The organism is Variovorax sp. H27-G14 (assembly GCF_046156345.1).
GTDB lineage: Bacteria > Pseudomonadota > Gammaproteobacteria > Burkholderiales > Burkholderiaceae_C > Variovorax.
Genome location: NZ_JAYLVN010000002.1, coordinates 210320 through 230787 on the forward strand (window position 1 = coordinate 210320; position 20468 = coordinate 230787).

A 20468-nucleotide genomic window follows, 5' to 3' on the forward strand; every position below is an offset into this window, starting at 1 on the left:
ATTTCAGCCTCCCCACTGGAACAGGGGGAGCTGCAACTTGAGCGCCCACCAGAAAATGACCACGGCAATGAAACACATTGCCAGCGAAAGAAGCAGCGCCTCGGTCAGCGTGTTGTCGCGGTCGCCGAGCGCCGAGATGAACACGATGGCGAAGGTGGCCGGCAGCAGGCCGCCGTACTCGCCGAACAGCAGAAACGCGAGGATGCCCAGGATGATGCAGACGCCGCCACGAATGTCCGGCATGCCGCCCGGATGGCCGTGGGACACGGCTTCTTCGCTCGCGCCGGCAGCTGGCTTTTCGCCGCGCGCCGAGACCGCGATGAGCAGCCCGGTGAGCGCCAGCAACGCGCCCAGCGCCACCGGAAAGAAGCCCGGCCCCATGTGCGCGAGTTCGCCCACGCGGTAGCCGATGCCGGCATACACAGCGGCCAGGCCGATGACGATCAGCAGGGCGCCGCCGTAGTAGTCTTTCTTGAATTTCGATGCGGGCCGAAGCGCGTGCGAGGCCGGATCTTCTCCGTGCGGGTGCTGCATAAGTCTCCTTCGTTGGGAAGGAGCGCAGTCTAGAAATCGAGGCTTTCAATCGCCTTTCGGGGAAGTCGCAAACGCCTCTTGAGCCCCCAAAATACGTGTAATCACGTACCGGCGTATCCGGTGAAACCCTTGGAAAAACGGGCCTCCGAGGCCTGCCCCAGGCTCTTCAGAAAGCGTGCAGCGGCAGCCGCAGAATTGCGCGCAGCCCGCCGCCCGTTGCGCTCTCGGGCATGTCGGCGCTGTCGAGCTCGATCTCGCCGCCGTTGCGCCGCGCATAGCCGCGCGCAATGGTCAGCCCCAGGCCCGCGCCATGCGCCGCGCCGCCGGGGTTGGACGGGTCGCGGTGGAAGCGCTCGAACACGCTTTCGCGCCGCTCGGGCGCCACGCCCGGCCCGCTGTCGCACACCTCGGCCAGCGCGCTGGAGGCGTCGCGCCGCACCGTCACCGTGATGCTGCCGCCGCGCGGCGTGTACTTGATCGCGTTGTGCACGAGGTTGGCAAGCACCTCGTGCAGCTCGGCAGCGTTGGCCATCACGGGCAGCACGGGCGGGTCGTCTTCGTCGCCGTCTTCGTCGGTGCCGTCGGCGTCTTCATCGTCTGCGCTTGCGGCTGTCGACGGGGCGTCGCCACGGGCGTCTACCCAGCCCAGGTCCTGGTCGTTCTCGCGCGCCAGCGGCAGGTATTGCAGCACCACGCCGCGCGCAATGGCGTTGAGGTCGACCACCGAGCGCCCGGCCGAGGCCACGTCGTCCTCGGTGGTGGCGTGGGCCAGCGCCAGCAGTTGCTCGCTGAGGCGGCGGGTGCGCGACAGCTGCGCCACGATGGCGTGCAGCGACTCGCGCATGCGCGCCGGGTCGGTCTCGCGCACCGCGTAGCCGGCCTGGATCGACAGGATGCTCAGCGGCGTGCGCAACTGGTGCGAGGCGTCAGCCAGAAACTGCGACTGCTCGGCCGCCATGCGCCGGTGGCTTGCGATGTGGTGGTTCACCGCGTCCACCAGCGGCACCACCTCCTGCGGCACGCCGCTGGCGTCCAGCGGCTGGAGGTCGTCGCGCGAGCGTTCGCGCAGCGACCGGCGCAGGCGCTCCAGCGGGCGCAGCGTCCAGGCCACGCCCAGCCACACCAGCAGGGCCATCACCAGCACCATGCGCGTGTCGCGCAGCAGCTCCTGGCGCAGCGACTCGGCCTGTGCGTCACTGCGCGGGCCGGTGCCCTCGGCGGCCTGAATGAGCACGCTGTAAGCCACGCCGGCGTGCACCGTGTCGTACACCGTCTGGCGCAGCGCGGCCACGCGCACCGGATGCTGCTCGTGCACCGCGTCGTAGAACACCGGCGTGCCGTCGGGCGGTCGCTGCGCGGGGCGGGGCAGGCTGGGCACGCCCATGAGTGTGGTCTCGGGCGTGTTCACGTCCAGCGTCTGGCCCTTGGGAATGCGCTGCACGCCCACGTGCAGGTACTTGTAGCGCAGGTGGGTCGACTCGAACATCGCCTGGATCGAGAAGGGCTCCTGCACGCGCACGCTGCCGTCGCTGGCCACCACGATGCCGTTGGCCAGCGCCTGCACGGGCTCCAGCAGGCTCTGGTCGTAGGCGACCACGAGCGAGTCGGTCAGGGCCTGGTAGTCGTTCCAGCTGTCGAGCGCCAGCAGCGCGACGATGCCGGGCAGCAGCAGCGCGAGCAGGCGCGCGCGAATACCGAAGCGCTGCGGGGGCTCGTGCGGGCCTTGAGGGCTGTGCGGCCCGTGTGGGTCGTGCAGCTCAGGCGGCTCGCGCCGAGCCAGGGGGTCAGTGGCCGCCGGCAAGGTCGGCAAAGTCCGCGGAAGGGGTGGAAGGGCCCGGGGGACCGGAGGAGCCATCGGCAATGCTCTCGAGCATGTACCCCAGGCCGCGCACGGTGACGATGCGCACGTCGCTGTCGGCCAGCTTGCGCCGCAGCCGGTGCAGCACCACCTCGATGGCGTCGGGCCCCGCGGTGCTGTCGTTGGTGAACACCTTGGCGAACAGCTGCGACTTGCCCACGGGCGAGCCGCTGCGCATCAGCAAGGCGGTGAGCGCGGCCTGCTCGCGCGGCGTGAGCGACAGCAGCGTGCCGCGCAGCGTGAAGGCATGGCTTTCGCTGTCGTAGGCCAGCGAGGCGCACTGCAGGCGCGGGTGCTGCTTGCCGCGGCTGCGCCGCACCAGCGCCGCGATGCGCGCCTCCAGTTCGACCAGCTCGAAGGGCTTGGTCAGGAAGTCGTCCGCGCCCAGGTTCAGGCCGCGCACGCGGTCCTGCAGGGCGCTTTGCGCGGTGAGGATGAGCACCGGCGTACGGTCGTCCGCGTTGCGCATGTCGGCCAGCACGCTCAGGCCGTGCTTGTCGGGCAGGCGCAGGTCGAGCACGATGGCGTCGTATTCGGTGCCGGCCATGAAGGCCTCGGCCGTGCGCGCGTCGGGGGCGTGGTCGGCCACAAAGCCGCTCTGGGTCAGCGCCCGGATCAGCCAGGAGGCCATGTCCACTTCGTCTTCCACCAGAAGGATGCGCATGGGAGGCTGTCGGTTGATCCGGTTGTTGTTCGGGTTGCTGCTGAAACTGCTGCTTGAACTACTGCTTCAAGCCGAGCGAGAGGTCGGTGTCTTCCGACGCGCGTGCGCTGGCATCGGCCGCGCGCGCGCTCAGGTCGGGCGCCAGGGCGCGGCGGCCGTCGAACACGAAGCAGTCGCCGTGGTAGTGCGCGCCGCCCACCTGCTCGAAGTACTTGAGGATGCCGCCTTCGAGTTGCAGCACATGCTCGATGCCTTCCTCGCGCATCAATATGGCGGCCTTCTCGCAGCGGATGCCGCCGGTGCAGAAGCTCACCACCGTCTTGCCCGCGAAGTCGGCGCGGTGCGTTTTCAGCGCGGGCGGGAACTCGGTGAACTTGGTGATGCGCCAGTCGATTGCGCCGTCGAAGCTGCCTTCGTCGACCTCGAAGTCGTTGCGTGTGTCCAGCAGCGCAATTTCCCGGCCTTCGTCGTCATGGCCCTGGTCGAGCCAGCGCTTGAGCGTGGGCGCGTCCACGCCGGGCGCCCGGCCCGCCGAGGGCTGAATGGCGGGGTGGTCCATGCGGATGATCTCGCGCTTGAGCTTGACCAGCATGCGCCTGAAGGGCTGGGCGGCGGACCAGCTTTCCTTGGCTTCGAGGTCGGCAAAGCGCGCATCGGCACGCAAATGGGCCAAAAAGGCGCGTACGCCGTCGGCGGGGCCGGCCAGAAAAAGGTTGATGCCCTCGGGCGCCAGCAGGATGGTGCCCATGAGGTCCAGGGCCTGCGCGCGGGCGCGCAGGTCTTCACGCAGCTCGGGGCTGTCGTGGATGCCTACGAACTTGTAGGCTGCGATATTCAAAATCTCTTGCACGGGGCGAGATTGTAGGGATCGTCAACCCACATCGTGGGGTGCCGGTTTCTACAATGGCCGGATGTTTGTTCACCTGCGCCTGCACACCGAATTTTCCGTCGTAGACGGCACCAACCGCATCGACGAAGCCATCAAGGCCGCGGCCTCCGACAACCAGCCCGCGCTGGCCATCACCGACCTGAACAACCTGTTCGGGGCCATCAAGTTCTACAAGCAGGGGCGCAGCAAGGGCGTCAAGCCTGTCATCGGCGCCGAAGTGTTTGTCGACGGGCTGGGCAAGCAGCCCGGTGCGCTCACCCGCATCGTGCTGCTGGTGCAGAGCACCGAGGGCTACCTGAACCTGTCCGAACTGCTCGCGCGCGCCTGGACGCAGAACGTGAGCCGCGGCCAGTCGCAGGCTGCCTGCAAGCTCGAATGGATCGAGGAGCTGTCGGGCGGGCTCATTGCCCTGTCGGGCGCGCAGGCCGGGCCGCTGGGCCAGCCATTGCTGCAGGGCCAGGAAGAGCGCGCGGCTGAACTGGCCCTGCGGCTTGCCGGCATCTTCACGCACCGCTTCTACATCGAGCTGCAGCGCGCCGGTCGCCCTGAAGACGAACCCCACGTCATTGCCGCAGTGAAGCTCGCGGCCCGCCTGAAGCTGCCGGTGGTTGCCACGCACCCGGTGCAGTTTGCCGCGCGCGAAGACTACGAGGCGCACGAGGCGCGCGTGTGCATTTCGGAAGGCGAAATTCTGGGCAACCCGCGCCGCGTGCGGCGCTTCACCCACGAACAGTATTTCAAGTCGAGCGCCGAAATGCAGGCGCTGTTTGCCGACGTGCCAAGCGCGCTGGCCAACACGGTGGAAATTGCCAAGCGCTGCAACCTCACGCTGGTGCTGGGCAAGCCGCAACTGCCCGACTTTCCCACGCCCTTCGTCTCCGAAGGCGTGCGCATGCCGATCGACGACTTCTTCCGCCAGGAATCTTTCGAGGGCCTGGAGGTGCGCCTGAAGCACCTGTTCCCCGACGAGGCCAAGCGCGAGGCCGAGCGGGCGCGCTACGTGGAGCGGCTGGAGTTCGAGATCAACACGATCCTGAACATGGGGTTTCCGGGCTACTTTCTGATCGTGGGCGACTTCATCCAGTGGGCCAAGAGCAACGGCTGCCCGGTGGGCCCCGGCCGGGGCTCGGGCGCGGGCTCTCTCGTGGCCTACGCGCTGAAGATCACCGACCTGGACCCGCTCGAATACAAGCTGCTGTTCGAACGTTTCCTGAACCCCGAACGCGTTTCGATGCCCGACTTCGACATCGACTTCTGCCAGGGCAACCGCGACCGCGTGATCGACTACGTGAAGGACAAGTACGGCCGCAACGCCGTGAGCCAGATCGCCACCTTCGGCACCATGGCCGCGCGCGCCGCCATCCGCGACGTGGGCCGCGTGCTGGACATGAGCTACATGTTCTGCGACGGCATCAGCAAGCTGATTCCCAACAAGCCGGGCATGTCGGTCACGCTGCAGTACCCGCCCGAGAAAAAGATAGAGGGCGACAAGAACAACTACGCCATCGAGATGGAGCCGCAACTGGCGGAGCGCATCGAGAAGGAAGAAGAAGTGCGCATGCTGGTCGAGCTTGCGCAAAAGCTCGAAGGCATGACGCGCAACATCGGCATGCATGCAGGCGGCGTGCTCATTGCGCCGGGCAAGCTCACCGACTTCTGCCCGCTCTACCAGCAGCCCGGCAGCGACTCCGCGGTGAGCCAGTACGACAAGGACGACGTGGAGGCCATCGGCCTCGTCAAGTTCGACTTCTTGGGCCTGGCGACGCTCACCATTCTGGAGATTGCGCGCGAGTTCATCATGAAGCGCCACAAGGGCCAGGAGAACTTTGCGTTCGAGAACATTCCGCTGAAGGACGCGGCCACCTACCGGCTGTTTTCCGACGGCAAGACCGAGGCCGTGTTCCAGTTCGAATCGCGCGGCATGCAGGGCATGCTGAAAGACGCGCGGCCCACGCGGCTGGAAGACCTGATTGCGCTGAACGCGCTGTACCGCCCCGGCCCGATGGACCTGATTCCCAGCTTCGTGGCGCGCAAGCACGGCCGCGAAGAAGTGGAGTACCCGCACCCGGCCGTGGCCGAGATGCTGTCGGAAACCTACGGGATCATGGTCTACCAGGAACAGGTGATGCAGACCGCGCAGATCCTGGGCGGCTACTCGCTGGGCGGCGCCGACTTGCTGCGCCGCGCCATGGGCAAGAAAAAGCTCGAGGAAATGGCCGAGCACCGCGAGAAATTTCGCGTGGGCGCGCTGTCCACGCACGGCATTCCGCAGGACAAGGCCGACGAAATCTTCGACTTGATGGAGAAGTTCGCGGGCTACGGCTTCAACAAGTCGCACGCGGCCGCGTATTCGCTGCTGGCGTACCACACGGGCTGGCTCAAGGTTCACTACACGGCCGAGTTCTTCTGCGCCAACATGACCGTGGAAATGGACGACACGGACAAGCTCAAGCTGCTGTTCGAAGACGCCCAGAAAAACTTCGGCATCACCTTCGAGCCGCCGGACGTGAACCGCGGCAACTACCGCTTCGAGCCGGTCACCGACAAGGTGATTCGCTACGGCCTGGGCGCCGTGAAGGGCACGGGCCAGCTCGCGGTCGAGGCCGTGGTGCGGGCGCGCGAAGAGGGCGGGCCGTTCAAGAGCCTGTTCGACTTTTGCGTGCGCATCGACCGCCAGCGCATCAACAAGCGCACGGTCGAGGCGCTCATCAAGGCCGGCGCGTTCGACGCCATTCAGCAGAACCGCGCGTCGCTGCTTGCGTCGGTCGACCGCGCCTTCGAGTTCTCCAACGCCACCGCGGCCAATGCGGCGCAGGTCGACATCTTCGGCGACGCCGAACACGGCTCGGCCACCGCGGAGCCCGACCTGGTCGACGCCACGCCCTGGGGCGTGAAGGAGCGCTTGACGCTGGAGAAGACGGCGGTCGGCTTCTATCTGTCGGGCCATCTGTTCGACGAGGTGTCGCACGAGGTGCGGCGCTTTTGCAAGCGCGAAATTGGCGACCTGCTCGACAGCCGCGACCAGCAAGTCATTGCCGGCATCGTGAGCGACTTTCGGGTGATCAACGGCCAGCGCGGCAGGCTGGCGATCTTCAAGCTCGACGACAAGTCGGAGTCGATCGACGCCACCGCCGACGAGGCGCTCATCAACGCCAACCGCAACACGCTGAAGGACGACGAACTGGTCATCGTCAGCGGCCGGCTGCAACAGGCGCGCGGTGGTTTCGAGGCGCGCTTTCAGGTGCAGCAGGTGTGGGACCTGGCCACGGCGCGCTGCCGCTTCGGCAAGTTCCTGCGCGTGGCGGTGAACGGCAAGGCGCCCGACATCGCGCGCCTGCTGAAAGACTTTCCGCCGCGCAAGGAGCAGACCGAAGTGGGTGAGCTGGTGCAGGGGCTGCCGGTGCGCCTGTCGATGGCGCGCGCGGGGGCGCAGGTCGAGCTGCAACTGGGCGAGCGTGCCAAGTTCTTCCCGACCGACGCGGCGCTGGCCAGCTGGACGGCGCAGGCGGAAGCGGGCAAGGCGTTGATCGTCTACGACTGATCTGTTGGTCTTTCTCCCTCCCCCGCTGGGGGAGGGTTGGGGTGGGGGCACGACGGCCTTCGCCACCTTGCCGCGTTGAAGGGCTCGTTGGGCGCTGCCCCCATCCCAGCCTTCCCCCGGAAGGGGAAGGAGCCAAGCCGGGTCAGGGCGTGCGCTTTGCGAGCGCCTGCTCGATCTGCTCCAGCACAGCCTCTGGCCCATGCAGCCAGTCCTTGGCCAGCACCTGCAGCACCTGCCAGCCGAAGGCGTTCAGGATGCGCGGGCGCGAGACATAGCGCTCCAGCACGTTGCGGTTCTCGTAATGCGCTGCGGTGTCCACCAGGATGCCGAGCGCGTAATGTGAGGAAGGCGAGGACGGCGAGGACTGCTCACCCTCCGCGCCCTGCGCATCTCCCACGGCGCGCACCGCCAGGTCGCAGCGAAAGCGCGACTGCCCCACCTGTTCGTCCACCGCATGGCCGCGCGCGCGCAGCGCCTCGGCAATCTGCGCGCTGACATCGTCCACACGCGCATGCCCTGCAACCTTGCCCGCGCCGCGCGTGAGCGGATTCATGCCTTCGAGCACGCGCCGCGCCGTGTCCGCGTCGCCGCGCGACAGGCACTCCGCATAGCGCAGGAAGTTCTTCAGCGCCGCGGCACCCTCGTTGTGGTCGTTGGTGATCGCCTCGTGGCGAATGGTGGAGACCACCGCCATGTGGTGCTTCGCGCGGCTGAAGATCACGTTGAGCCGCTTCTCTCCGCCGCGCTGGTTGATGGGGCCGAAGTTCATCAGCATGCGGCCTTCGGGGTTGGGCCCGTAGCAGATGCTCAGGATGATGATGTCGCGCTCGTCGCCCTGCACGTTCTCCAGGTTCTTGATGAACAGGCCGCAGAACTGGTCGTTTTCTTCGCGCACGTACTCGGCTTCCAGCCGGGCCGCGAAGTCGGCGTCGACCGCGCCCAGCGCATTCAGCTCGTCCTCGATCTCGCCTTGCTGCGCCTCCGAGAACGCCACGATGCCCAGGCTGCGCCCGGTCTCGCGGCGCAGCAGCTCGCGCACAAGTTGCGCAATGTGGCGCGCCTCGCCGTCGTTGATGCGGTTCTCGTACACCGCGTCGCTCACGCGGTGAAAGCTGATGGCGCGCGAGAGCAGTGCATCGACATGCGCGTTCACCGATTCGTCGGACGGGCTGCGCGACTGCACCAGAATTTCCGCGCGCTGCGGCGCGGGCAGGCTGCGGTCCGGAATGGTGTACAGGTTGCCCGCATAGAAGGCCGCGTTGGAGAAGCCGATGAGCGACTCGTAGCGGCTGCGGTAGTGCCAGGCCAGCAGCGTGGCCGGCAGGTTGCGCGCGCCCTGGTTGAGCAGGCTGTCGGCGTCCAGCACCACGGCGATGCGGTCGCCTTCACCTTCACCGTCGCTGTCGTCGTCGGCGACCGACACGGTGTCGTCCTCCGGGTCGCGGCTCGACGAGAAGAAGCTGGTGGGCGGCAACTGCATCTCGTCGCCCACCACGATGATCTGCGGCGCGCGGTACAGCGCGGGCACGGCTTCTTCCACCGGGATCTGGCTGGCCTCGTCGAAGATCACCACGTCGAACAGGTCGGCCGCCAGCGGCAGCGTGTCGGACACCGACAGCGGGCTCATGAGCCAGATGGGCTTCATGTCGCGCACCACGCGGCCGGTGTCGCCGCTGGCCAGTTCGCGGATGGCTTTGTAGCGCATGGTCTTGCCGAACTCGTGCTCCAGCTCGCGGCGGCCCGCGTTGTAGCTCTTCTTGAAGACCTTGCCGTCGGCGTCAAGCTGGCTCGCGGGCAGGGCGCTTTTTTGCACGTGGTCGCGAAAACGCTGGCGCACCGCGGCGGCCAGCGTGCGCGCATTGCGCTCCAGCAGCTGGCGCTCTGCATCGCCCAGGCGCTGCGCATGGCGCGCGAGCGTGGCGCCGTCGAAGCGCGGCAGCCAGCGCTCGGTGCGGTACACGCGCTCCAGGCCTTCGCGCGCTATGGCGAACTCGATGGCATCGGGCGGCAGTGGCAAGGTGCGCAGCGCGGCGGCCACGGCGGGGTCGGCATCGGCCAGTTCCTGCAGCGGCTGCAGCACGGAGGGCAGGGTGTCGGCCTGTTCGCGCAAGGTGCGGGCCAATGGTTCGAGCGCGTTCAGCGGCTGGGCGGACACGTCGTGCACCAGCTCGCGCCACAGCGCGTCGAGCGTGTCGGTGCGCGTGCCGGCGGCGGCGAGTTTTTCGACGCTGCGGTTGGCTGAAGCCGCAGGCTCCGTGCGCAGGTACGACTTGAATTCCGCGCGCAGGCTGGTGCTGTCGTCGGTGTCGCGCATCGCCTGCAGTTGCTGCGTGAAGGCCTCGGCGTTGGTGCAACCGTAGTCGGCCTCCAGCTGCTGTGCCTGCTTGTGCAGCGCGGCGCGCGCGGTGTGTTCGGCCAGCAGGTCTTGAAGGATCTGCGCGGGCTGCGGGCGCACCGCATGCGCGGCGAAGTTGTAGCGCCGCTTCAGTTCGCCCGACAGGCGCCACCACGAGGGCTGGAGCCAGCGCAGCAGCGAGCCCTGTTGTGCGCGCGCTTGCGCGAGGCCGGCTTCGGTATCGCCAGGCGAGAGCTTGTCGCGCCAGTGGCTGGTGCGTTGCAGCGTGTCGTCGAGTGCCTGTTGCAGCGTGCGGCGTTCGGCCAATGCCGTGCCAAGGGCCACGCTGCTCGGGTGCGTGGTGTCGAGCAGCGCGAGTTGCCCGCGCGCGGCCAGCGCGGCCACGCGGCGGGCGTCGGCTACCACGGCCAGCGCGTCGCGCCACAGCGTTGCGTCGTTGGCCAACGGCGGCCATGCGTCGGCAAGCGCGTTGCGGCATACGCCGCTCAGTTCGACGGCGCGTTCGCTCAGGTCCACCAGCCGCGCGAGCGGCTTCTCCTGCTTCAGCAGCGAGGGCGCCAGTTGCGCGAACACATGCTGTGCCAGGCTGGGTGCGCCCAGGCTTTCGGTGACGGCCAGGTGCAGCCGCGAGACCAGCTCGGCATGCCGCCGCCAGGCCGCGAAGGCGGGCAGGGCTTCGGTCTGCAAGGGCGTAAGGGCGGGGTCGCTGGTCTTCAGCGCGATGAGCCGCGCCACCAGTTCGCGCAGCGTCACCGCAAGGTGGTCGGGCACGTCGCGCATGGCGGCGTCGAAGCGTTCGAGCGCGCGCAGGTCGAGCTGCATGGCGTCGAGCACGCGGGTGCGTTCGGCCGATTCCTGCGTGAGCGCCTCGGGCGCTTCCAGCCACTGCTCGTAGGTCTTGCGCAGGTTCTGCACAAAGGCCTTCTTGTCGCCCTGAGAGTCATGAATCATGCAGCACAGCTCGTCCAGCCCCTGCTGGCGCAGGCGGTGGAACACCACGTCGATGGCGGCGCGCTTCTCGCACACGAACAGCACGCGCTGGCCACGGCCCACGTAGTCGGCAATCAGGTTGGTGATGGTCTGCGACTTGCCGGTGCCCGGCGGCCCTTGAATGATGTAGCTGGTGCCGGTGCGCGCCAGCGCCACCGCGGCGGTCTGCGTGGCGTCGCCTTGCACCACCGGCCACTGGTCGGCCAGCGGCAGCGCGGGCGGCGCCTCGGCATCGACCTGGCGCGGCTGCAGCGAGAACACGCGGTCGAAGGCCTCGCTGGCCATGTCGCTTTCGGCCAGCCCCGAGTAGTCGCGCACCAGCGACATCTTGCGGTGGTTGAAGTTGCCCAGCGTCACGGCGGTGAGGTCGATGTCCCACTGGTACGGGTTGCCGTTGCTCTCGCGCAGGGCGAGCGTGGTGCGCTCGGTTTCATTGGCTGTCGCTGTCTCGGCCATCTGCGGTGCGCGCGGCTGCGGGCTGGCGCCGACGGCGTCGCGCACCGGCAGCGGCACCGGGCGCACGCGCGCATGAAAGAGCTGCAAGCCGAGCGGGCGAAAGTCGTCCTGCGCGTAGCTGAAGTCCTGCGAAGCCACGGGCAGCGCGGAGGGCGTGCGCACGCGCGTACGGCGCTTGAACTGTTCGAGCCGCTGGCGCGCACGCTGGTGAATCACCGAAATCTCCGGCTGCTTCACCAGCCGCAGTTGCACGCCGGGCTCGCTCTGCGCAATTTGCGCCGACAGCTGCGCATGGAACTGTTCGATGGTCGTCTCGCGCAGGTCCACCATCTCGGGCAGCACGATGCCGTACAGCTGGCGCAGGTGGTGGCGCAGCGTGGGGTTGACCTGGGCCTCGTGCGTGGCGGCTTCCAGCAGGTACTGGTCGCGCACGCCCTTCTTGCGCGTGAGCTCGACCGGCAGCATGAGCAACGGCGAGGCGATGCGCTCGGCCTGCTCGGGCCCGCCGGCGGCCCCTTCCTTCAGGTTGTGCCAGCGCAGGAAGGCGATGACCAGCGACAGCTGCGAGAAGCCGTACTCCGAGCGGTCGCGCCGCGCCTCCTGCAGGATGCGGTCGAGCGCGCCCGGCAGGTACGGCTGGTCTTCAAAGCGCAGCCAGCGCGCCAGCGGCACGGGGTCGCAGCTGGCGATGTCGGTGGCAAAGCGGCCGTCCCACACGCAGAGCTGGTCGACGCGGATGCTGTGCATGTCGACCACCAGCGGCACGCTGGCGATGGTGAGGTTCACATTCGCCTGCGTGGGCTTGAAGTACAGCAGGCGGTTGCGCCGGGACAGGTCGAACAGGCGGTCGCGCAGGTGCAGCTGGATGGCCTGGCGGCGCTGGCCGGGGCCGTTCCTGGCGGGAGCGATGCGGTCCAGTCCGACGTCCAGGTCCAGTGGCTGGTCGCGGTAGGTTTCGAGCCGGCGAATCACCGAGGGCAGGTCGCGCGCGCGCTCATGTCGGTCGAGCGCGGTCATCTCGAAGACCACCGCGGCCACCACCGGGTGCAGGCGGCGGTTGAGTTCGAACAGGTTGGCGCGGTGGGTGGCAAAGCGGGCGAGCTCTTCGCCGACCGTAAAGTCCAGCCCGCACGACAGACTGGCCAGCACCTGGCCCAGGCACAGGATGTCGCTCAGCGCGTCGTGGTGGCCCAGGCGCAGCTCCCATGCCGTGTAGCCGGGCAGGTACGCCCGGCGCGTGGGCACGGTGTCGGGGCCGGCATCGGCCATCACCTCGAGGTTGTCGAGCGAGACGCCTGCGTCCGCATCGATGGTGACGCGCTGCTCACCGACCACGCGCAGCACGGAGGCCGCGGGCTGCTCCAGCGGCGCGATGGCTTCGAGGTGGCGCAGCGGCGCCTGGCCTTCGGGCTGCGAAAGGGCCAGCGCCGGCACGTCGGTCACGCGGTAGGCAAAGGCAGTGCCGAGGGCGGCGACCTGGCCCTGCTCGTGCAGGGCCGAGACCTCGCGCAGCAGCGGCAGCACGAGCTTGAGCACGTCGTCGGTCTGCAGGCCGCCGTGGGTGTCGGCGGTGTCGAGGAGCTGGAGCAGCGCGGCGGTGGGGGGCGGGCCGGAGATCGCTGCCGGGGTCGGGGTCGGTGAAGTCATACGGCGGCGGGCTGCGTGTGTGAGGTGGCGGCCTTGTCGAGCAGGGCCGTGGCTTCGCGCTTCACGCGCGTGAGGCTGCGTTTGGGAAAGCGCAGGTCTTTCACCACGCGCTGCTCGAAAGGCTCGGCACAGCCCAGGGCCTCGGCCAGGCCGAGCGCGGCGGCGAGCGTGATGTCGTCCAGCTCGGGGTCGGCCGCGACAAAGTCGACCAGCACGCTGGCCAGGTAGTCGTGCAGGCCGGCCGGTACCGGTTCGGGTGGCGGCATGGCCGAGGCGGGCGGCGCAAAGTCGGGGAAAAAGCGCCGCGCATGCGCCAGCAGCGATGCCGACTGCAGAAAGGGGCGTTGCAGCAGCTGCGCGATGGCACCGCGCGTGAGCGCGCCCACGCGCTGCTGGCCGAGCATGTCGAGCGTGCCCAGGTCGAGCGGGCCTTCGAGCGCGCTGGCAAGCCAGTCTTCGGCGTCGTGCTGGCGCTCGGTCCACAGGCGCATGGCGCGGGCGCGCACAAACACTTCGGGGTGGCTGGTGCCGCGGGTCTGCAGGGTGGGGTCGGCGCAGATTTCTTCGGCCTGCGCCAGGTAGCTGGCCACGTTCACTTGCGTGAGCCCGGTCTCGACCTTGATGAGCGCGCTCACCGCGGGCTCCAGCGCGCCGCAGGCCACGCAAGCGCCGCGGTCGGCAAAGGCCTCGGTGTACAGGGCGAAGCGCCGCGCGGCCTGCAGGTGGCTCGCATCGGCGCGCGGGTCGGCGGCGGTGGCGTGCAGCATGCGGTCGACCACGTGGTAGATGCCGCTGTCGCGCTCCCACAGCAGGTAGTGCGCAAGCTCGTGGCCCAGCACGGCCTGCAGCTCGGGGCCTTGCAGGCGCTCCAGCAGCGGGCCGGAGAGCACGATGTGCGCCTCGCCCGGCACGCAGTGGATGGCCGCGTTCATCGCGCCGTTCGTCGCACCGCTCGGTGCCTGGTAGAGCGTGATGCGCGCGGTGACGCCCAGGCGCTGCGCCGCCAGCTGCGCATGCGCGTGCAGGTCGGGGTGGGCGTCGGCGTCGAGCCGGTACGAGTTGCGCAGCAGCGCGGTGCGCACTGCCGAGGCGTGCGCCTCGCGCGCCTCGGCGGATGCGGCCCAGTGCCAGACCTCGGGCTCGTGCGCCTGCAGGTGCGCGGCCAGGGCCTGTTGGTAGGGCAGTGGGGTCAGGTCTTGGAGGCGTACGGCAGGAGGGGTGTCGACCATGTCAGGAGCGCCGGTGGCAGAGAGTTGCCGACGATCCTAAACGAGCCACCCCGTGCCATCGTGCACTACCGGTGCGCTGTGTGCCTACCAGCTATAGCCGGCCGTGAAGTACACGCTGCGGCGCTCGCCGTAGTAGCAACCGGTGGACGACAGGCAGGTGGCCACATAGGTCTTGTCGGCCACGTTGGCCACGTTCAGCGCCAGCTTCACGCCCTTGAGCGCGGGCGACTGCCGGCCCAGGTCCCAGCGCACGGCGGCGTCGAACAGCGTCACGCCCGGAATGCGGAACAGGTTGGCGTTGTCGCCGTAGGTGGCGCTGGTGTGGCGCACGCCGCCGCCCACGGTAAGGCCGGCCAACGCTTCGTTCTGGAACGCGTACTCCAGCCAGAAGGCGGCCTGGCGCTGCGGCACGTAGGCGAAGCGGTTGCCCTGGATGCTCACGCCCGCGGAGTTCGGGTTGGCGCGCGTTACGCGGCTGTCGGTGTAGGCATAGGAGGCGATGGCGTCCAGGCCGCGAAGCACTTCGCCGCGCGCCTCGAGTTCGAGGCCGCGCACGCGCACCTCGCCGGTCTGCTCGCTGAAGGCGCGGCTCAGCGGGTCGGGCGTGAGCACGTTCTGCTGCGTCAGCTCGTAGGCGGCCGCGGTAAGCAGCGCCTTGGAGCCCACGGGCTGGTACTTCACGCCCACCTCGGTCTGCCGGCCGGTGGTCGGCTGGAAGACGTTGCCCTGGCGGTCGGTGCCGGCCGCGGGCTGGAACGAGGTGGAGTAGCTCACGTACGGCACCACGCCGTTGTCGAAGCTGTACATCAGCGCCGCGCGGCCGGTGAACTTGCCGTCGCGCTGGTCGGCGTTGGCCAGGCGGCGCGGCGTCATGGTGAGGGTGCGGGTGTCGGTGATGGCGCGGTCCTGGCGCCCGGCCAGCACCACGCTCCAGCGGTCCCAGTGCATCTGGTCCTGCAGGTAGAAGCCGGTCTGGCGGCGCTGCTGGTCGATGTGCGTGGCCACCGACGGCACCTGGCCGCTGTCGCGCCCGTACACCGGCTGGTAGGCGTTGAAGGGCGTGGTGATGATGCGCAGGTTGGTTTCGTCGAACGACGACTTCTCGTCGGAATAGTCAACACCCACCAGCGCGGTGTGGCGCACCGCGCCGGTGTGGAAGTCGGCCTGCACCTGGGTGTCGACCGTCAGCAGCTTGGCCGTTTCAGGAAACGCCCATGCATAGCGCAGCAGCGAAGAAGGGTTGCAGGCGGCCAGGCAGAAGGCCTGCACGCGCTGCGTGTACGCATCGACCTTGCCGTAGCGCAGGTTCTGGCGCAGCGTGAAGGTGTCGTTCAGCTTGTGCTCGGCCTCGTAGCCGACGAAGTGCTGGCGGTTGTTGAAGCGGTCGTAGCCCGGCTCGCCGACGAAGGTGCGGGTGGGCAATGCGCCGTAGCGGCTGGTGTCCAGCGTGCCGGCCGAAGGCAGCGCGGGCGCACCGCCGCCGCCGGGCGAGTCGAGCGTTTGCCAGTGGGCCAGCAGCGTGATGCGGGTGGCGTCGTTGGGGCGGAAGGTGAGCGACGGGGCGAAGTAGCTTTTCTTTTCCGACACGTAGTCGTACTGCGTGTTGGCCTCGCGGTGCAGGCCGACCAGGCGGTAGCTCCACACGCCGTCGTCGTCCAGCGCGCCGCCGAAGTCGAAGGCCGTCTGCTTGCGGTTGTGGCTGCCGAGCTGCACCTCGACCTGGCGCACGGTTTCCAGCGTGGGGCGCTTGCTCACCATGTTCACCAGCCCGCCGGGCGTCGACTGGCCGTACAGCACCGACGACGGGCCCTTCACCACTTCCACGCGCTCCAGCCCCCAGGGCTCGATGCGCGGCTGCGAGTAGCCACGTGCGCCGAAGGGCAGGCGCAGGTTGTCGAGGTAGCGCGCCGGCGGCGTGAAGCCGCGCAGCGTGAGCCAGTCCAGCCGCAGGTCGGTGTTGCCGTACTGCGCGACGATGCCTGGCGTGTAGCGCAGGCTCTCGACCAGCGTGGTGGCGCCTTGCGAATCCATCTGGTCGCGCGTGACCACCGACACGGACTGCGGCGTTTCCAGCAGCGGCGTGTCGGTCTTGGTGCCGCCGGTGCTGCGCTGCGCGACGAAGCCCTTGCCTGGGCCCTTGCCGCTTTCTTCCTCGGCGCTGGCGGTGACGGTGACCGGCGCGAGCGAGCCCGCGCGCTGGCCCGTGACGCGCACTTCAGACAGCGTTTCTGCCGCCTGCCCGCGCTGCAGCGCGTAGACGTTGCCCGCGCCGCGAACGGCCTGCAGCCCGGTGCCGGCCAGCGCCACGGCAAAGCCTTCGTCGACCGTGAAGCGGCCGCGCACGCCGGACGCGGCAAGGCCGGCGGTCAGGCTGGCGTCGCTCGACAGCAGCACGCCGGCCTGGCCCGCGAACTGGCTCAGCACGGTGCCCAGCGGGCCGGCGGGAATGGCGTAGTCGCGCGCGGCAGCGGAGGGCCGAGCTTGCGCCTGTGCCATGGCGGGCAGGGCCTGCACCGCGGCCACCACCGGGAGCACGGCCATGGCGCCGCGCAGGGCGCGTGCGAGTTGGCGCGAGGGGCGCGGGTGGAATGAGCGAGGGCGATTCGACAGGGGCACGGGCATGGCGGCTTTCGGGCAAAGAAAAGGGTTGGTACTTGTGTTGCCAACCGGCTCCGCCAAAAGGGAACCTGCACTTCGAAATTTTTTTTGAATCAGCGTTTGGCCGTGCTGTCTTGCGCGGCCTCGACCACCGTCCACCAAGGCAGCGGCCGGCGCACGCGCACGGGCAGCGTGGCCTGCAGCGCCGAGAGAATGCGCTCGGTGTCGGCCAGCGGGTAGGCGCCCACGATGCGCAGGTTGGCCACCTCGGGCGCGCAGCCCAGGTAGCCGGGGCGGTAGCGCGACAGCTCGGCGATGAAGTCGCCCAGGCGCATGCCGTCGGCCACCAGCATGCCGCGCGTCCAGTCGTCGCCGTAGCCGGCCACGGGCTCGGGCGGCTCGACACGGTCGGGGAACACGCGGGTCTGCTGGCCGGCCACCAGCGTGAGCGAGTCGCCGCCGCTCGGGCGCGACGCGACCGCGCCTTCGAACACCGCCAGGCGCACCGCGTTGCCTTCTTCGCTTTCTTCATGGCGCACGGCAAAGCGCGTGCCCAGCGCGGTCAGGCGGCCCTGCGGCACGTCGACCACCAGGGGGCGGGCGGGCACGGCGTCGTCGTGGCCGCTGGTGATGAGCACCTCGCCCTTGTAGAGCACGATGCGGCGCAGGCCGGCCGAGAAGTCGACGTCGAGCGCGGTGGCGGTGTTGAGCCACAGGCGGGTGCCGTCGGCCAGCACCACCTCGCGGCGTTCGCCGGTGTCGGTGCGGTATGTGGCGACCCAGCCGCGCCAGGGCATTTCGTTGGAAGCCATCGATGCCATCCAGCCAGCGAGGCTCGCCATAGGCACGAGCGCCAGCGCGCGCAGCACCGAGCGGCGGCGGTTGGCTGCAGTGGCGCCGCGTTCGAGCACGCGGCGCGCGGGCTGGCCCGCCAGACCATTGAGGCTGTTGAGTCCACTGAACTCGCCGGAGATGCTTTCCACCCGGCGCCACGCGGCGCGCTGGCGCGGTCCGGCGTCGATCCACGCCTGCCACTGCCGGCGGTCGGCGTCGCTCACCGCGCCGGCCTGCAGCACGGCGAACCATTCGGCGGCCTGCTGCAGGTCTTCGAAGGCCGGCACGCAGGCCACGTCGGGCAGCGGGAGGCTCAGGCCCCTCACGAATTCGTCAGCAGCAGGCATTGCAGCATGGCTTGCGCCATGTATTTCTTGACCATGCGCTCGGACACCTTCAGCTGCACGGCAATCTCGGCGTAGCCCAGGCCGTCGAGCTGCGACAGCAGAAACGCGGTGCGCGCCTTCGGGTTGAGCCGGTCGAGCATGGCGTCGATGCGGCACAGGGTTTCCAGCGCCAGCAGGCGTTCTTCAGGGGAGGGCGCGAGCGGTTCGGGCAGCACGGCCACCGCGTCGAGCCAGGCACGCTCGATGTCCTGGCGGCGCCAGTGGTTCACCACCACGCCATGCGCCAACGTGCGAAGGAAGGCGCGCGGCTCGTGCAGCACCAGCGACTCGCGCGACACAATCAGGCGCACGAAAGTGTCGTGGGCCAGGTCGGCCGCGCACTGCGCGCCGCCCAGCCGCCGGCGCAACCAGCCTAGCAACCAGCCATGGTGTTCGCGGTAGATCGCATCGATGGATGCCGGCTCGGACGGAAGCGGGAGGGCGGACACGGGGCAGCGGCGCGGTGCGAGAAGATGAGAATAGTTCGCATTCTATCGCCGTGTGTCCGTTCGGCCTACTTTTCAGGCCGCAAGAAGTCGTTCGGTGGTTGCTCAGTGCGCCATCGGCGCAACAGCCAAGTCCGGCACCACGTTCAGGATGCGCAGCGTCTGCTGTACCACCTGGCTGAACACCGGCGCGGCCACCAGGCCGCCGAAGTACTTGCCCGCGCCGGGCTCGTCGATCATCACGGCCACGATGACGCGGGGCTTGTCGATGGGCGACATGCCGGTGTACCAGGCGCGGTACTTGTTGCTTGCATAGCCCTTGCCGACCTGCTTGTGCGCCGTGCCGGTCTTGCCGCCTACCGAATAGCCCTCGGTCTGCGCCAGTGGCGCGGTGCCGCCGGGCGCGGCGGCCAGATGCATCATCTGCCGCACTTGGCTGGCCACCAGCGGCGAGAACACCTGCACGCCGGCGGGCTCCTCGCCGGTGTTCTTCAGCAGGCTCACCGGAATCACCTCGCCGTTGTGCGCGAAGGCGGTGTAGGCATGCGCAATCTGGAACAGCGACGCCGACAGCCCGTAGCCGTACGACATGGTGGCCTGCTCGATGGGCCGCCACGACTTCCATGGCCGCAGCCGGCCGGTCACCGCGCCGGGGAAGGGCGTTTGCGGCTTCTGGCCGATGCCCACCGCGGTGAGCGAGTTCCACATTTCCTGCGCCGACATGCGCTGGGAGATCTTGGTGGCGCCCACGTTGCTCGACTTCTGAATCACGCCCTGCACCGTGAGCACGCCGAAGTTCTCGTCGTCGTGAATGGTCGCGCCCGACACGGTGATGCGCCCTGGGTTGGTGTCGATGATGGTGTTGGGCGTGACGCGGCCCAGCTGCAGCGCGGTGGCGATGGTGATCGGCTTCATGGTCGAGCCGGGCTCGAACACGTCGGTCATGGCGCGGTTGCGCAACTGCTCGCCGGTGAGGGCGTGGCGGTCGTTGGGGTCGTAGCTCGGGTAGTTGGCCATGGCCAGCAGCTCGCCCGTGCGGGCATCGACCACCACCACGCTGCCCGCGCGCGCCTTGTTGGCGACCACGGCGTCGCGGATCTTTTCGTAGGCGATGAACTGCACGCGGTCGTCGATGCTCAGCTGAATGTCGTGGCCCGCGGTAGGCGGCACTTGGTCCTCGGTGTCCTCCACGATGTGGCCCAGCCGGTCTTTCAGCACATGGCGCGAGCCGGACTTGCCGGCCAGCTCCTTGTTGAACGCCAGCTCCACGCCTTCCTGCCCGATGTCTTCCACGTTGGTGAAGCCGGACAGGTGCGCCGCCGCCTCGCCTTCGGGGTACTGGCGCCGGTAGTCGCGCCGCAGATAGATGCCCTTGATGTTGAGCGCGGCCACCTGCTTGGCCAGGGGCTCGTCGACCTGGCGCTTGACCCACACGAAGCTCTTGTCCTCGTCCTCCAGCTTCTTGTCGAAGTCTTTCTGCGGCATGCCGAGCAGCTTGGCGGCCTGCTTGAGCTTGGCCTGCGTGGCCGGGTCGTCGCGCTCGATGTCTTCGGGAATGGCCCAGATGCTGGGCGCCGGCATGTCCGACGCCAGGATCAGCCCGTTGCGGTCGAGAATGCGCCCGCGGTTGGCGGGCAGCTCCAGCGTGCGCTGGTAGCGCACCTCGCCCTGGTGCTGGAAGAAGTCGTTGTTGAAGATCTGCACGTAGGCCGCGCGGCCCGCCAGCAGCATGAAGCCGAAGGCGATGCTGGCCACGATGAACTTGCTGCGCCAAACGGGGGTGGGGCTGGCGAGCAGCGGACTGCTGCCGTAGCGGATGCGGCCATTGGGATTCATGAGCCCGGATTATCGAGCGCGGGGTGGCGTGCAAATCACCCGCAAGGGCCCCGTTTTCTTAGCTGCGAATTAGAGGCGCCGCTTCCCGGATTTACTTCGGGATGCGGCGACTCAACGAGCGAAGGGCGGTTGAGCGAAACCACCGGTCCGCGCATCGATCCGCGCGCATCGATCCGCGCGCATCAATTGGCGCGCATCAATCAG

11 protein-coding genes are annotated in these 20468 nt (G+C 68.7%); 1 reads left to right on the forward strand and 10 read right to left on the reverse strand.

Annotation, left to right across the window (positions count from 1 at the left end):
* Positions 1–3: 3 nt before the first annotated feature.
* The 4 genes from VLK31_RS06480 to VLK31_RS06495 all read right to left on the reverse strand — a co-directional run bounded on the left by VLK31_RS06480 (position 4) and on the right by VLK31_RS06495 (position 3906).
* On the reverse strand, positions 4–534 hold the full coding sequence (locus tag VLK31_RS06480) for a tripartite tricarboxylate transporter TctB family protein (RefSeq protein WP_409167565.1): 531 nt from the start codon (positions 532–534) through the stop codon (positions 4–6).
* A 166-nt stretch (positions 535–700) separates the two neighbouring features.
* On the reverse strand, positions 701–2290 hold the full coding sequence (locus tag VLK31_RS06485) for a sensor histidine kinase (protein ID WP_409168032.1): 1590 nt from the start codon (positions 2288–2290) through the stop codon (positions 701–703).
* A 28-nt stretch (positions 2291–2318) separates the two neighbouring features.
* Complete coding sequence (locus tag VLK31_RS06490; protein ID WP_409167566.1) at positions 2319–3056, reverse strand: response regulator; 738 nt, start codon at positions 3054–3056, stop codon at positions 2319–2321.
* Between the two features lie 58 nt (positions 3057–3114).
* On the reverse strand, positions 3115–3906 hold the full coding sequence (locus tag VLK31_RS06495) for a sulfurtransferase (protein ID WP_409167567.1): 792 nt from the start codon (positions 3904–3906) through the stop codon (positions 3115–3117).
* A 61-nt stretch (positions 3907–3967) separates the two neighbouring features.
* Here VLK31_RS06495 and dnaE point away from each other — a divergent pair, with 61 nt between their 5' ends.
* A complete protein-coding gene (gene dnaE, locus VLK31_RS06500; RefSeq protein ID WP_409167568.1) occupies positions 3968–7486 on the forward strand; it encodes a DNA polymerase III subunit alpha in 3519 nt (1172 codons plus the stop codon).
* 142 nt (positions 7487–7628) lie between these two features.
* On the opposite strand, the gene VLK31_RS06505 is transcribed toward dnaE, so the two are convergent.
* The 6 genes from VLK31_RS06505 to VLK31_RS06530 all read right to left on the reverse strand — a co-directional run bounded on the left by VLK31_RS06505 (position 7629) and on the right by VLK31_RS06530 (position 20264).
* Positions 7629–12935 (reverse strand): AAA domain-containing protein, encoded by a 5307-nt coding sequence (locus VLK31_RS06505; RefSeq protein WP_409167569.1) that lies wholly within the window; start codon positions 12933–12935, stop codon positions 7629–7631.
* Positions 12932–14164: a M48 family metalloprotease gene (locus tag VLK31_RS06510; protein WP_409167570.1), complete on the reverse strand. Its 1233-nt coding sequence runs from the start codon at positions 14162–14164 to the stop codon at positions 12932–12934. Before VLK31_RS06510 ends, VLK31_RS06505 begins: the two co-directional genes overlap by 4 nt.
* An 84-nt stretch (positions 14165–14248) precedes the next feature.
* On the reverse strand, positions 14249–16705 hold the full coding sequence (locus tag VLK31_RS06515) for a TonB-dependent siderophore receptor (protein WP_409167571.1): 2457 nt from the start codon (positions 16703–16705) through the stop codon (positions 14249–14251).
* A gap of 170 nt (positions 16706–16875) precedes the next feature.
* On the reverse strand, positions 16876–17943 hold the full coding sequence (locus VLK31_RS06520) for a FecR domain-containing protein (protein ID WP_409167572.1): 1068 nt from the start codon (positions 17941–17943) through the stop codon (positions 16876–16878).
* A complete protein-coding gene (locus VLK31_RS06525) occupies positions 17919–18431 on the reverse strand; it encodes a sigma-70 family RNA polymerase sigma factor (RefSeq protein ID WP_409167573.1) in 513 nt (170 codons plus the stop codon). The genes VLK31_RS06520 and VLK31_RS06525 overlap by 25 nt, the downstream gene beginning before the upstream one ends.
* Before the next feature lie 102 nt (positions 18432–18533).
* Positions 18534–20264, reverse strand: coding sequence for a peptidoglycan D,D-transpeptidase FtsI family protein (locus tag VLK31_RS06530; RefSeq protein WP_409167574.1), 1731 nt, complete (start codon positions 20262–20264; stop codon positions 18534–18536).
* Between the last annotated feature and the right edge of the window lie 204 nt (positions 20265–20468).